Origin of the sequence: Paraglaciecola aquimarina (assembly GCF_032464635.1) — a bacterium.
GTDB lineage: Bacteria > Pseudomonadota > Gammaproteobacteria > Enterobacterales > Alteromonadaceae > Paraglaciecola > Paraglaciecola aquimarina.
In genome coordinates, this window is the sequence record NZ_JAWDIO010000002.1 from 2641479 (window position 1) to 2654354 (window position 12876).

The 12876-nt window shown below is 40.2% G+C and carries 14 protein-coding genes, 2 tRNA genes and 3 pseudogenes; 12 read left to right on the plus strand and 7 right to left on the minus strand.

Going from position 1 to position 12876, the window contains the following annotated elements; all coding sequences use genetic code 11:
- Positions 1 to 15 precede the first annotated feature (15 nt).
- The 5 genes and pseudogenes from RS130_RS23555 to RS130_RS13140 all read right to left on the minus strand — a co-directional run.
- Positions 16 to 78 (minus strand): annotated as a pseudogene (locus tag RS130_RS23555) (hypothetical protein); the annotation flags it as partial.
- A gap of 191 nt (positions 79 to 269) precedes the next feature.
- Positions 270 to 617, minus strand: a pseudogene (locus RS130_RS23560) (MlaD family protein); the annotation flags it as partial.
- A gap of 13 nt (positions 618 to 630) precedes the next feature.
- Complete coding sequence (locus RS130_RS13130; RefSeq protein WP_428982859.1) at positions 631 to 714, minus strand: hypothetical protein; 84 nt, start codon at positions 712 to 714, stop codon at positions 631 to 633.
- Between the two features lie 100 nt (positions 715 to 814).
- Positions 815 to 1738 (minus strand): annotated as a pseudogene (locus RS130_RS13135) (paraquat-inducible protein A); the annotation flags it as partial.
- A 115-nt stretch (positions 1739 to 1853) separates the two neighbouring features.
- On the minus strand, positions 1854 to 2582 hold the full coding sequence (locus RS130_RS13140) for a substrate-binding periplasmic protein (RefSeq protein ID WP_316026314.1): 729 nt from the start codon (positions 2580 to 2582) through the stop codon (positions 1854 to 1856).
- Positions 2583 to 2816: 234 nt separating this feature from the next.
- Between RS130_RS13140 and modA the strand changes: the two genes are divergently transcribed.
- The 6 genes from modA (at position 2817) to RS130_RS13170 (ending at position 8325) form a co-directional block, all read left to right on the plus strand.
- The gene (modA, locus tag RS130_RS13145) at positions 2817 to 3542 is read left to right on the plus strand and encodes a molybdate ABC transporter substrate-binding protein (protein ID WP_316026315.1); all 726 of its coding nucleotides are present in this window, start codon (positions 2817 to 2819) and stop codon (positions 3540 to 3542) included.
- On the plus strand, positions 3542 to 4237 hold the full coding sequence (gene modB / locus RS130_RS13150) for a molybdate ABC transporter permease subunit (protein ID WP_316026316.1): 696 nt from the start codon (positions 3542 to 3544) through the stop codon (positions 4235 to 4237). Before modA ends, modB begins: the two co-directional genes overlap by 1 nt.
- Before the next feature lie 12 nt (positions 4238 to 4249).
- Entirely contained in the window at positions 4250 to 5329 is a 1080-nt protein-coding gene (gene modC, locus RS130_RS13155) for a molybdenum ABC transporter ATP-binding protein (RefSeq protein ID WP_316026317.1), read from the plus strand.
- A gap of 466 nt (positions 5330 to 5795) precedes the next feature.
- Positions 5796 to 6740 (plus strand): solute:sodium symporter family transporter, encoded by a 945-nt coding sequence (locus RS130_RS13160; RefSeq protein WP_316026318.1) that lies wholly within the window; start codon positions 5796 to 5798, stop codon positions 6738 to 6740.
- A complete protein-coding gene (locus tag RS130_RS13165) occupies positions 6715 to 7407 on the plus strand; it encodes a sodium:solute symporter family transporter (protein ID WP_316026319.1) in 693 nt (230 codons plus the stop codon). The genes RS130_RS13160 and RS130_RS13165 overlap by 26 nt, the downstream gene beginning before the upstream one ends.
- A gap of 147 nt (positions 7408 to 7554) precedes the next feature.
- Positions 7555 to 8325, plus strand: a complete 771-nt coding sequence (locus RS130_RS13170; RefSeq protein ID WP_316026320.1) for a ThuA domain-containing protein — start codon at positions 7555 to 7557, stop codon at positions 8323 to 8325.
- 71 nt (positions 8326 to 8396) lie between these two features.
- Here the strand turns inward: RS130_RS13170 and RS130_RS13175 are convergent, their stop codons facing one another.
- Both RS130_RS13175 and RS130_RS13180 read right to left on the minus strand, forming a co-directional pair.
- Positions 8397 to 9560, minus strand: a complete 1164-nt coding sequence (locus tag RS130_RS13175; RefSeq protein ID WP_316026321.1) for an endo-1,4-beta-xylanase — start codon at positions 9558 to 9560, stop codon at positions 8397 to 8399.
- Between the two features lie 326 nt (positions 9561 to 9886).
- Positions 9887 to 10282 (minus strand): DUF3718 domain-containing protein, encoded by a 396-nt coding sequence (locus tag RS130_RS13180; RefSeq protein WP_316026062.1) that lies wholly within the window; start codon positions 10280 to 10282, stop codon positions 9887 to 9889.
- A 253-nt stretch (positions 10283 to 10535) separates the two neighbouring features.
- On the opposite strand from RS130_RS13180, the gene RS130_RS13185 reads away from it, so the two are divergent.
- The 6 genes from RS130_RS13185 (at position 10536) to RS130_RS13210 (ending at position 12775) form a co-directional block, all read left to right on the plus strand.
- Entirely contained in the window at positions 10536 to 10832 is a 297-nt protein-coding gene (locus RS130_RS13185; protein ID WP_316026322.1) for a 4a-hydroxytetrahydrobiopterin dehydratase, read from the plus strand.
- Between the two features lie 192 nt (positions 10833 to 11024).
- Positions 11025 to 11101 (plus strand) — tRNA-Met (locus RS130_RS13190).
- Between the two features lie 36 nt (positions 11102 to 11137).
- A tRNA-Met gene (locus tag RS130_RS13195) sits at positions 11138 to 11214 on the plus strand.
- A gap of 445 nt (positions 11215 to 11659) precedes the next feature.
- Positions 11660 to 11791, plus strand: a complete 132-nt coding sequence (locus RS130_RS13200) for a hypothetical protein (RefSeq protein WP_316026323.1) — start codon at positions 11660 to 11662, stop codon at positions 11789 to 11791.
- Positions 11769 to 12206 carry a glycoside hydrolase family protein gene (locus RS130_RS13205; protein WP_316026324.1) on the plus strand — a complete coding sequence of 146 codons (438 nt, stop codon included), beginning with the start codon at positions 11769 to 11771 and terminating at the stop codon, positions 12204 to 12206. Before RS130_RS13200 ends, RS130_RS13205 begins: the two co-directional genes overlap by 23 nt.
- Positions 12158 to 12775: a glycoside hydrolase family protein gene (locus RS130_RS13210; protein WP_316026325.1), complete on the plus strand. Its 618-nt coding sequence runs from the start codon at positions 12158 to 12160 to the stop codon at positions 12773 to 12775. The genes RS130_RS13205 and RS130_RS13210 overlap by 49 nt, the downstream gene beginning before the upstream one ends.
- Positions 12776 to 12876 lie beyond the last annotated feature (101 nt).

The following is a 12876-nucleotide window of genomic DNA, read 5'->3' on the forward strand; positions in this document are numbered from 1 at the left end:
GGCGTTGTAGTAAACGCTTCGATCTTCGAAATTAAAATGGATATCTTCAAATTCACCCACCTGAATGCCTTTATACACGACGGGATCACCTTTTTTATAGGCAAATTCACTATTGCTGTTAAGGGTAACATGCAGACCATGAGTGTCCCTGTTTTGGTGACGGGTGGGACCGCCAAAGCCACGAATTCAAAGCTTGACTCGTCATCCGTGCCAGGCTCCATATTGATATACGGCCCCGATAAAATGGTGCCTAATCCCGACACACCACTCAAAGATACTCTGGGCGATACTATCCAAAATTGATTGTCTGCCCGTAAAAGCGGCTCAATATTGCTGTTTAAACGCGCAGTCACTAGCACTCCTTCTACTTCGCTAGATAGTTCTATCTTTTTGACTACGCCTATATCAACATCCCGGGTTTTAATCTTTGTTTTACCTGCTTCTAAACCGGTTGCAGTGTTAAATTCAATCAGGATAAGCGGCCCTTGATTGGCCCATTGGTAGTAGACCATCCATAGGCCTACTAACAATGCTGCAGCGGGTAATAGCCAAATTTTTGAGACGTTCCTCACGGGTTTTACAATGGCTACTTCGTGAGGTGGGTGTGTATCCGTCATTTATTCCATTCCCTTATTTTGTGGGGCTTTTTTGAGGAAGAGGCTTCTCTTTAGCTTGCCAAATTAGCCTTGAGTCGAAAGTCATGGCCGACAACATAGTGGTTATCACCACACCACAAAAGGCCAGTGCAGCATAACCTAAGCACAATACTCATCACTTTCCCCAATTGAATTAAGCTTACTAGAATTGCTACCACAAACACATCTATCATCGACCATCGGCCAATAAACTCGGTGAGGCGATACCAAAATATTCGTTCTTTACATTTACCTTGCCGCCGTGTTTGTACTGAATAATTTAACCAACACATGATGATTAATTTACTGATAGGCACCATCACACTTGCTACAAATATAATTATGGCAATGGGATAGGAGCCCATTTGCCATAAAACGATTACACCTCCTAGGATGGTGCTCGCTTCAATATTACCTAACGACTGGGTATTCATTATGGGTAGAAAATTGGCGGGAATATACAATATAAAGGCGGTAGCTAGTAATGCCCAAGTTGTCTGGATACTATGGGAGCGAACGATTAGTTTAGGGCTGCGCTGGATACTGCATTGCAACGTTTGTTGTAGTTGATATTTATCAACGTACAGTAGACAAGTCGTCATACAGATAATGAAAAGTACATAGGCGTACAAAGATAGACCGATATGGATGTCTGCCATGGACCAAATTTTAACTAAACTGATTAACACCCCTATCAAAAACACTTCCGCCATTGCCCATGGCAGCAGTATAAATATCATATTTATCACAAGACCAGCTTTAGGAGGGACATAATTAAAATGTAGAGGGAGCAATAAATAGACTAAGGCAAGCAAAATAAGGCCAGGGAATATCAGCATACAAAACGCTTGTACCAAGGCGAGGAGGGCAAAGTTTTGTTCGGTTAACACATAAAAGCTTGTGACCAAGCGAATGGTCTGAGACTGACCTTGGCTGCTAAAGGATAAAAATTCAAAATATAAAGAGGATGCCAAAAAAACTAACGCACAAATCGCAAGCGCGGTAATTTTTTGTATCGCGTTGTGGTGATAGGTGGTAAGACTACATTTGCATCTGGGGCATAGCGCAGCCTGTTTATGACTGAGAGTTGGCAACTTCACCATATAGTTGCATTCGTGACAAACCACGGTTGGCTCACTCAAGCAATTATGGTTGATTCCACTCACGAAGACCTGCCTATGGTTAATTTAATTGTCGTTTAATAGTGTATAAATAGAGTTATTGATGTGCAGTGTTTTTAATCGCCAATTTAATTTTATCTAAAATAGTTTTATCGATAGCCTTGTTTGCCGCCAGATAACCCGCCATAGATAAATCTGGAATCGCAATGATATGTTTGGCAATTCCTAGCGGCTGTTTTAGACGTTCAAGCATTTCTTCAATTAATACCGGAGATTCAATAATAAAGTCTACTTTTTTGTTTATTAATAGTTGCCAAGAGCAGTGAATATCAGGACATACAATTAAATGCTCACCCTCTTTTAAGCCCTGTGTTATTGCCCATTGATGAGAAACATCACCACGCTGCACGGCAAGTGCATAATCAGCTATCTTTTCTAAAGAAGTTATCTGTAGATCATGTCGCTCGGTTAGGGCAACCAACCCAAAATTGTAGTGTGCCACAGGGATTAACCAATGAAACAAATCCCTGCGCTCGGCTGTCATGGCGATCGAGTATATCAAGGTATTTGGATGTGATATTGCCATTTGATACGTTCGGGCCCAAGGATACATAGAATATGAAGCAGAGATATCGGCTGCCGATAAAATGTCTCTGACAATATCTGTCGCGGAACCCGCTACCTCATTATTGACTAGGGTTTGGTAAGGGGGAGATAATTCGGTCACCACCTGTATCTGCTTATCGTTAGCATATGCGGGACGGAACATCACACCACTAAGCAACAACATAGAAAGGGATAAGTAACAATGAAGACTGGAAGTCATTATTTACGGATGTACATTTTTGAATGTATTTCACTGTATGATAAAGAATGAATAGTAAATTTGTCAATCAACTGTGGTGCGGCTGGTGGCGTAAATCAAAACTTGTGATACGCCACGGTATACTTCAATATAGTTGTAATTATTCTATAACAGATTGTTTCTTTGTCTTTGATTTCTAAAATGTTTATCCGCAAAATACTGCCATTAATGTGTTTCTTCGTAGGAACGTTTCAATTGCATGCTGAAGTCTTGCATATTGCTGTTGCATCTAACTTCAGCCAAACAATAAAAACATTGGTTGCGACGTTCGAGAAAACGTCGGCGCATTCTGTACGTTTATCTTTTGCCTCTTCCGGTAAAATTTATGCACAAATAAAACATGGCGCACCTTTTGACGTGTTTTTTTCTGCAGATAATCAAAAGTCTTTATTGCTTGAGGCAGAAGGGTTAACTGTTGAAGGTAGCCGATATACTTATGCTTTAGGTCAGTTGGTATTGTGGGCGAATAACGGTACACAATTGCTCGATGTGGAAACACGATTGCTAAATGGTAATTTTCGAAAGCTTGCTCTGGCTAATCCTAATTTAGCTCCTTATGGATTGGCGGCACAACAAACCATAGAAAACCTAGGCTTAACTGCAGATACTCAGCCTAAATGGGTGCAGGGCGAGAACATTATGCAAACCTATCAATTTATTCATTCAGGAAATGCTGACTTGGGTTTTGTTGCATTGTCGCAGGTTTATCAGCAGGATGGCTTGTCAAAGCGAAATTTTTGGTTAGTACCGGACCATTTATACGCCAATATTCAACAAGATCTAGTGTGGTTAAAAAGGGCCCAAGCCAATGTCGCGGCTAGAGAGTTTTTAGACTTCATGCGGCAAACTAAAGCACAACATATTATTCAAGCTGGTGGATACAAACTGCCAGAAAATATCAGTAAAGGCGGTGTGTTTTAATGTTATCTGCTGAAGATCTCGAAACTATCTGGCTGACACTTAAGTTGGCCAGTACCGTAACTGCTTTGTTATTGCTAGTAGGCACTCCGATCGCATGGTGGCTAGCCAAAAGTCGCTCGTGGTTAACTGGCCCTATTGGGGCCATTGTCGCCTTACCATTAGTGTTACCGCCAACGGTGCTAGGTTTCTATTTATTAGTGAGTATGGGGCCAAATGGGGTGATTGGTCAGTTCACACAATCATTAGGTATAGGGACATTACCTTTTACATTTTGGGGGTTGGTATTGGCGTCTATGCTTTATTCTTTACCTTTTGTGGTGCAGCCCATTCAAAATTCAATTGAAGCCATAGGTGAGCGACCTTTAGAAGTGGCGGCGACCTTAGGGGCTGGCCCTATCGACCGTTTTTTCACTGTGGTTTTACCACTGGCAAAATCAGGCTTTTTTACGGCGGCTGTATTGGGCTTTGCTCATACGGTAGGAGAATTTGGCATAGTACTGATGATTGGCGGCAATATAACAGGGGAAACCAAAGTCGTTTCGGTGCAAATATATGATCACGTAGAAGCGTTAGATTACGCGCAAGCACATGTTTTATCAGCGGTTATGCTTATTTTCTCATTTCTAATTTTATTGATGCTTTACGCTTTTAGAAAAAACAGCAACGTATTGACCCAGTTTAATCGTCAAAAATAAAAGGCTGTTTGTATGGAAAAAACTAACATTTCAATTTCATTTACCCTAGGGGGGAAACAGCCTTATTTAGATGTACATACCGACATGCCAAGTAAAGGGGTTACTGCAATATTGGGCGAATCAGGCTCCGGTAAAACGTCTTTATTACGTTGTATTGCCGGCTTGGAGAAAGCCCCTCATGGACGCTGCTGGGTAAATGGTAGGATTTGGCAAGATAAACAATATTTTGTTAAGACCCATAAACGAAAACTGGGCTATGTGTTTCAAGAAGCCAGTCTATTTGCACATTTAACTGCAAAAAATAACCTGTTGTATGCCATCAAACGCTCGACAAATAAGTGTGACCAAGGACAGCTCAATAAAGTTATTGATGTTCTAGGCTTGCAACTTGTATTGGGCAAATATCCGGCTCAATTATCGGGAGGTGAGCGCCAGCGTGTGGCAATTGCTAGGGCTATTCTGGCGCAACCCAATATCTTATTAATGGATGAACCTCTTGCCTCATTAGATAGCGCTAGAAAACAAGAAGTATTGCCGTATTTAGAGCGGTTAGCTGGGATGTTTGAATTGCCTATTCTTTATGTGACACACGCCATGGATGAAGTTATGCGCTTAGCCGATTATGGTTTGGTTATGAAAGAAGGCAGAATAATAGCCCAGGGCAAAGTGCCTGAGTTATTTAATGATTGTCATTTACAAGTGGTGCCAGAAACAGAGTTGGGGGCGGTGTTAGAATGTCAGGTGGTGGCAATTGACAATGCTTGGTCACTGATGAAAGTTAACTTTGTTGGTGGACAGTTGTGGATACCCGCCCATGAAAATAGTCAAGGAGCAAAATGTAGAGTACGGATTTTAGCAAGTGATATTAGTATTTGTTTACAGCCACCCGTGGACAATAGTATTTTGAATCAATTAGAGGTCGAAATTAAACAGATTGACCTTGATGAACATCCTGCAATGGCCTTATTAACTCTCACCTGTGGCGGTAGCCAATTGCTCGCTAGATTAACGCAGAAGTCTGTTGCTGATCTTGGACTAGTTGTTGGTATAAATGTATGGGCCATGATTAAATCCGTCGCTATTGTACGATAGTTGTTTAGAAATATTTTTTAGTATATGAACTTATTTATTTGCATTTAAGATTTTTCAGTGCCTCTAAAGTCGGGTGAAATATTGTGCTTTGCGTGCAAAGTGATAACAAGTTGTGAATGAATATGAGAGCAAAGTGTGTATGATGCTTACTGTTGTAAGGTGACAGAAGAATTAGATTGGACTAATTTTTTTGCTGCTAAGTTTAGGAGGTCTAAATAAAAGTAAAGCGGAAGCAGTTATCTATCAATATTTCCAATATTCATGTGATGAAATATGGCATAAGGAAACCTCTAAAATAATCATTTACCAATTTCTGTGTTGCCTATAAAGCGATAGATTAATTTGAAAATTTACTAATGATTAGTTGTTATTCATATTTGATTTATTTACTATGGGGAATACTAATCTTTACACAATCCTTTCAATCTATTAACGTAGATTTTAACAACCTAATAGTGCATAAATTATGACAATCCTATCCTTTTTATTTTTTACACTGTTTGCCGCTGGGCTGACGTGGTATTTAACGCGAAATTACGAAAACAAAAGTAGCGACGGCTTCTTTTTGGGGGGCAGAAGTTTAACCTTTCCAATTATTGCCGGCTCTTTGTTGCTGACCAACTTATCCACTGAGCAAATGGTTGGGTTAAATGGTTCAGCTTATAAAAATGGTTTAGCGGTGATGGCTTGGGAAGTCATAGCGGTGTTGGCCTTGGTGTTGATGGCGGCTTACTTTTTACCTAAGTTTTTACGTTCAGGTATCACCACTGTCCCGCAGTTTCTTGAGCAACGCTTTGACCGACGTACACAAACCTTAGCTAATTCAATCTTTTTGGCAGCTTACGCTTTGTTGTTAATTCCGATTGTTTTATACAGTGGCGCTAAAGGTCTGATTAATATGATGGATTTGCATCAATTAACGGGCATAGAAAGTGAGTTTACCTTGTTAACTATTACCTGCATCGGGATAGGTTTAGCGGGGATGATGTATTCTCGATTTGGTGGGCTTAGAACCCTAGCGGTATTGGATACCATTAATGGTATTGGATTGTTAGTGGGTGGTTTCATGATTGCAGCGTTTGCGCTGTACGTCCTAGGTGGTGATGGCGGTATTCTCGCAGGCTGGGAAACGCTTAGCACGGTACACCCAGAGCGTATGGACTCAACAGGTGCAGAAGGGCTGGATTCAGAAGTCCCGTTTTCTACCATCTTTACCGGCGTGGCGTTACTGAACTTATTTTACTGGTGTACTAACCAGCAAATCATCCAACGTACATTGGGCGCCAGTAGTTTGGCCGAAGGCCAGAAAGGGGTGTTATTGACTGGTGCCTTAAAACTGCTTGGTCCAATTTATTTGGTATTGCTAAGGTTTGGTGGCGTATCACTTGTACTTTGGACAAGGGGTAAGTAACGATGACGCTTACGGCAAGTTAGTGGCAGATGTACTGCCGGCTCAGTTAACCGGTTTTTTTGCAGCGGTGATGGTGGGCGCTATTTTAAGTTCATTTAATGCGGCGCTTAATTCCACCTCAGCGTTATTCTCTTTAGGGCTGTACAAACACGTAATCAATCCAGCAGCGAGCGACGAAAAGACCGTTAAAACCGCCAAGTTATTTGTCACCGTTATTGCTATTGCCGCTATGTTTGGCGCGCCGTTGTTGTCTAAAACCTCAAGTATTTTTAGTTACTTACAAACAATGAATGGAATTTATGCAATCCCTATTTTTGCGGTTGTGGTGATGGGCATGCTGAATAAACGAGTACCGTCAGCGGCGGCTTTTTATTCTATGGTTATAGGCTTAGTTGTGATGATTGGGTTATTGATTGCGTACCCTGCTCTAAACGGAGGTGCCAATACGACTGAGTTAACGGGGATAAGTAACTTCCACACCATGGGCATAGTGTTTGGCTCTTTAATGCTAATTATGTTTATTGGAGCCAAAGTCGCACCACGAGAAAATCCTTGGGAAATTACCACCAATACGCCGATTGATATGACACCTTGGAAAGGCACCAAAGTGGCGAGCATTATTTTGGTGATTGCTGTAGTGGCAATTTACGCGGCATTCTCTAAGTAAAGCATGACCCGTTGCAAGGCATGTATTTTTATACTAGGCAATGGCTAGATACTTAAAAAGTAAGCTTAAAACAAGCTTTAAGAAAACAATTTAACTTGTAAAGTATAAGGGTTAACAATATGTTAACCCTTTTTTAATGGAGTTTTTATGTCGAAAATAATGCGTAATATTCAGTGTTTTACTTTACTAGTTTGTTTATTTAGTGCGCACAGTTATGCGGAACAGTTTAAAGTTCTATTGTTTACTAAATCTGCCGCATGGCATCACAAATCGGTAAACGAAGGAGTGGATGCCATTAAGTTGATTGCTGAAAATCATCATTTTGAGGTGGTTTGGCATGAAGATGCAAATCAGTTTAACGCGGAAAATTTAAAGCAATACCAAGCGGTAGTGTTTCTACAAACTACTGGCGACATTCTTAATGACAAACAACAACAAGCATTAAAGCAGTACATTCAAGCTGGTAACGGGTTTGTGGGGATCCATAGTGCCAGTGATACAGAATACGGCTGGCCTTGGTTTGGTAAGTTAGTCGGAAGAAGGTTTCATATTCATCCAACTATTCAAACCGCGCGTATGTCGGTAATCGATAATAAATTTGCAGGCTTAGAGTATTTTCCTGAATCTGTTTTATGGACCGAAGAGTGGTATGAGTTTGGCGAAGAGCTTAGCCCCAACTTACAATATATCCTATCTGTAGATGAGTCTACTTATGATCCCAACGTACAGTGGGGTGATAAAATCGGTAAGGGGTTAGGAGACTTTCATCCTGTTGCTTGGTACCAAAATATTGAGGGTGGGCGTTCTTTTTATACTGCATTAGGTCATATGCCGGCTACGTATAGCAACAAAGCTTTTCAAGAACATATTTTTGGTGGCATATATTGGGCGGCTACTGGTAAAGGAATGAAAAAGTAACTTGATTAAAAGATAAAAAAATGCCGGATTAAATCCGGTATTTTTTTATCCAAAAGAAGGTATTAATTGTGTTACTTATAATGTAAGCCAACACTAATGACTTGTTCTAATGCGTTCTTAGGACTCGCATCGCGATTGAACAATAATGGATAATTAGTACGTCCAGCTACAGGCCAACTGTTTAACCATGAATCAGCATCTGTCACTCCCCAGAATGTTACTCTGTCGATATTTTCATGATGTTTAAGGAAGACGGTAAATATTTCTGCATATCTGTCACCAAGAGCTTTATCTGCGCTGGCTGGAAAGTTTCCGTCCGGATAGGGGTTGTTTTCTGCATTGGCAACTATTTTATCTAAATCTACATTGGCGCCCCATAAATTTTCACGACCTAAATAGTCAACATCTAGTTCAGTAATATGTAGTTTCAACCCTGTAGCAGCTAATGCTGTTAAATTGGCATCAATTTCTTCAACACTTGGGTCTTTCATTGACCAATGGCCTTGAATGCCAATTGCGTCAATAGGGATATTTCTCGCTTTAAAGTCGTTGACCATTTTAATAACGGTACTTACGCGTCCTTTTCGCGTCATGCCGTAATCATTATAAAGTTTTACTGCGTCAGCTGGTAATTCTTCATTGGCGATGATGAATGCTTGTTCAATAAAGTCGTCGCCAATAATTTTGTTATAAAGGGATCGACGTAAACTGCCATCATCTTCGATTGCTTCGTTTACTACATCCCATACTTTTATTTTGTCACCAAAGTGTTTGGCCATAAACTTAGCGCGTTCACGCATTCTTTGTAACAAAGCGTCTCGCGTTAGTAAGTTACCTTCACCATCTTTAAACACCCAGTCTGGAGTTTGGCTATGCCAATATAAAACATGACCAACAGGCGTAATACCATTGTCATGAGTAAAGTCGGCAAAATTATTTGGTCCCGTTAAGTTATATATATTTGGCTCTGGGTTAAATGGACCCCATTTGAATGAGTTGTCCATAGTGGCAGAAGAAAAGTGTTTTTTAACTATCTGGGTATTGGCTAATGAATGATCTGCGACCATATGGTCGTTCATCGTTGCTCCCACTAGAAATTTATCGGCATAGGCGTCTTTTAATCCTATTTCGGGCTCTATTGATTTCATGTCAGATTGACAAGCCGATACTACTAGCGCTATTAACGATACGCTGAATAGCCGTTTCTTGAGGTTTTGTTTAGTTGTGTGTTGCATGATTTATTATACCCTTGTTTATATTTTGATTGAGTATAGCAAGGAGGTTTTGGCCGTCATCAGGATTACTAAATAAAGTAAAGGCTTTAATTAATTGTTAAATTAAATGGTAAATTTAGTAAGGGGAATGGGATTAATCTTAAAGTGAGCGGTAAAAAAAACGGCCTCTCCTGAGGCCGTAATTTAAGGTCGATGCAATACAAAATTTGCACGTTACCAACCTACCATGTTGAACATTTTGAAACCTAGCGGATGTTTGTAGTATCGGCATGTTGCCAATAAGCATTACCGCTAGGCCAGTTATTCTTGATAATGACTAGGGTGAATTAGATGCGGTCTTTTAAAACAGCAACGATTGGCGAGTCAGCTAAACCGTTTTCAGCAGCCCATGCCTGTACAGTCTTACCGTCTTTCTCTGGTGCGCTTAGGTCACTTTTAGGCATTTTCTTAACCATTAATGTACCTGTCTCAATGGCGTTGTTTAGCATAGCTGTACGAATTAAGCTGTTGCCGCCACATGACACACCTGAGTAATAATCTTTAATTCGTAAGCTGAAATCAGTTTGAACACGTTTCATTTTTTTACGTAGTTCGCCTTTATCGTCAGCTTTCACAATAGTGCAGATATTTTGTAGTGCTTCGCCTACATCGGCTTGTGCGTTGCCAGCAAAGATTAAAGAAGTAGTAGCGATAGCGATAGATGTTTTAACAATTTTCAACATGGTTAAACCCTCAGTAAATTAGTGTTAGTTAAGTGAAACGCGAATCTGTTGCGGTTTTCGTGTTTCGATGGATGTATTAAACACCTATTTTTCTGATTAAAAAATCTACACTGCGATACTTAGGTATGTGAGACCATACTTTTAAAACATGATTTTTCTAAAGAATAGTACTGGAATGTCTGGCGCTAACGAGGTCAATTAATATAGGGTAATTACCCGGCGCAACCGAATTAAAAATGACAGGAGACTGACGTTGTTATTAACTACAGAGCAAATTGAACAGAAACTAGTATTGCTTAACCAACTAAGTGTGGGAAACAATCCTTGGCAGTTTTTACAAGGGCAATTGATTAAAACCTTTCACTTTGCCACTTTTGATGAAGCGTTAAGTTGGATGAATGATGTGGCCATTTATATAGAAAAGTTTGACCATCATCCAGAGTGGTTGAATATCTATAATAAAGTTGAGGTAAAGTTGATGACGCATCAAGAGAAAGGGATCACCCATTTAGATTTTGACCTCGCTCAAAAAATGCAAAAGTTGGCGTAATTCACTGGCGGCACAATGGTATTTGTTTGTTTAAAATACAATTATTGGGTGTTAAATGAACATAAAGGGTTTTTTCCTAATATTTAGCTAAATATTTGCAACTTAATCTTGCGTCACAGTAATGGCTATGTATAATACGCCCTCCTTTGAGACAGGGGCCAAATAAGGCTCTAGCTTAAAAGAAAATTCAGGCGCGGGATGGAGCAGTCTGGTAGCTCGTCGGGCTCATAACCCGAAGGTCGTAGGTTCAAATCCTGCTCCCGCAACCACTTGAATTTTCAAAGGTTTTTCAAAGGCATTTCAGGCGCGGGATGGAGCAGTCTGGTAGCTCGTCGGGCTCATAACCCGAAGGTCGTAGGTTCAAATCCTGCTCCCGCAACCATTTTGTCCTAGTAGGTGTTAGCATATAAATGTCAGCATACTACTTAGGTACAATAAAAGCCGATATTTGGCATGTCATCTGCATATTTTTCCGTTTTTACTATCCTAGTAGAATAATCTTAACGCTATCTTTTTTATCTATTGCGCTACCAACTTAACCTTTAACGGTTGGGTACTTTGGGGTTGCTTGGCGTTAATTTTTCGATTCAATTCCCTGCGCTACTGTGCGTGTACTTTTTGCCTCGTTTTTTGTTAACGCGATATGTTTATCGTGTGTTTATTCCTGTGTTAGATCCTGCGTATGTTTCACCATGCCTATGCTTTTGATAGATAACGTGTCGTTTGTAAATTTTGTGTAATTGTAACTATAATAGATTCATTTGTGGTATTTTATATTTAAACTTTGTACATTAAGTACAATTGTTAACAGAGTGATAGGTAAAGATATGAAACGGTTAATCGTGGGTGTTATAACGCTATTAAGTTTAACGTCTTGTGCGAAGCAAGTTAAGCAAAGCGACGTAGAAAGCGTTGCGCCAGATTTTGAAATCTCTTTTGGCAAGGTTTCAGGAGTCTAAATTCGTCAGTGATGAGTTTAGTATTTGGGGAGGTTCATTAGTAAAAGGTGAAGATGGACTTTATCATATGTTTTATTCTCGCTGGCCCAAGAAGTTAGGCTGGGAGTGGGTGAACTACTCGGAGGTAGCACATGCTGTTTCAGCGTCGCCCTTTGGGCCATTCAAACACAGTGATGTAGCACTACCTGAGCGTGGCGCAGCGTTTTGGGATGGTAGTGCCACTCATAATCCTACCATCCATAAGTTTGATGGTAAGTATTATTTATATTACATGGGTAACTATGGGGATAAAAAGGTTGTCAGTGTGCTTAAGGTAAACAAAGAATTAACTGGCAACATAGAAATAATCAACGAATTGGGGTGGCCGTGGCAGACTCTCCTTACGGGCCTTGGACTCGTAGTGATAAACCTTTAATTGACGTTAGCGATGATGCCAAGGCTATTGATTCGTTGATGACCTCTAATCCTTCATTTACTAAAATGCATGATGGTCGATATTTATCTGTATTTAAGGCGGTAGGTAAAGAATTCGCGTTGCCTCAAGGTGGTCCAGTGGTGCATGGCGTGGCATATGGTGATTCACCAACGGGTCCTTTTACTAAGTTACCAAAGCCAGTATTTCTGGAAGAAGGCGTGCGATTCCCGGCAGAAGATCCCTACATCTGGTATCAAGATGGCAAATATAGGGCTATCGTTAAGAAAATAGAGCATATTGAAGGTAAACGAGTTTTCTCATTAGTTCATTATGATTCTGAGGATGGTTTTGACTGGCATCCAGCTAAACATTTCGAAATATCTAAACGTATAGTGGAGTGGGAAGATGGTGAAGTGCAGCAATTCGACCACTTAGAACGTCCACAAGTGTATATCGAAAATGGCATTCCAGTGGCTTTATTATGTGCCGCAGATGTGATTGACGAAAATAATGTGCGTCACTCATTTAACATTCAAATTCCTTTGCATATCAAAAAACACCAGAACTGACAGAGCACAGACCTGTTTGTATAAAATGGGTCTGTGACAATAAATTGTGGCAATAAGGCTAATTAAGACAATAAGTAACAAATAACCTAATTATAAGTGAG

Excerpts from the sequence above, each read along its gene's own strand:
- RS130_RS13130 (WP_428982859.1), bottom strand. The coding sequence starts at position 714 with ATGTTGTCGGCCATGACTTTCGACTCAAGGCTAATTTGGCAAGCTAAA.
- RS130_RS13140 (WP_316026314.1), bottom strand. The coding sequence starts at position 2,582 with ATGACTTCCAGTCTTCATTGTTACTTATCCCTTTCTATGTTGTTGCTT.
- modB (WP_316026316.1), top strand. The coding sequence starts at position 3,542 with ATGTTATCTGCTGAAGATCTCGAAACTATCTGGCTGACACTTAAGTTG.
- modC (WP_316026317.1), top strand. The coding sequence starts at position 4,250 with ATGGAAAAAACTAACATTTCAATTTCATTTACCCTAGGGGGGAAACAG.
- RS130_RS13160 (WP_316026318.1), top strand. The coding sequence starts at position 5,796 with ATGACAATCCTATCCTTTTTATTTTTTACACTGTTTGCCGCTGGGCTG.
- RS130_RS13170 (WP_316026320.1), top strand. The coding sequence starts at position 7,555 with ATGTCGAAAATAATGCGTAATATTCAGTGTTTTACTTTACTAGTTTGT.
- RS130_RS13175 (WP_316026321.1), bottom strand. The coding sequence starts at position 9,560 with ATGCAACACACAACTAAACAAAACCTCAAGAAACGGCTATTCAGCGTA.
- RS130_RS13180 (WP_316026062.1), bottom strand. The coding sequence starts at position 10,282 with ATGTTGAAAATTGTTAAAACATCTATCGCTATCGCTACTACTTCTTTA.
- RS130_RS13200 (WP_316026323.1), top strand. The coding sequence starts at position 11,660 with ATGAAACGGTTAATCGTGGGTGTTATAACGCTATTAAGTTTAACGTCT.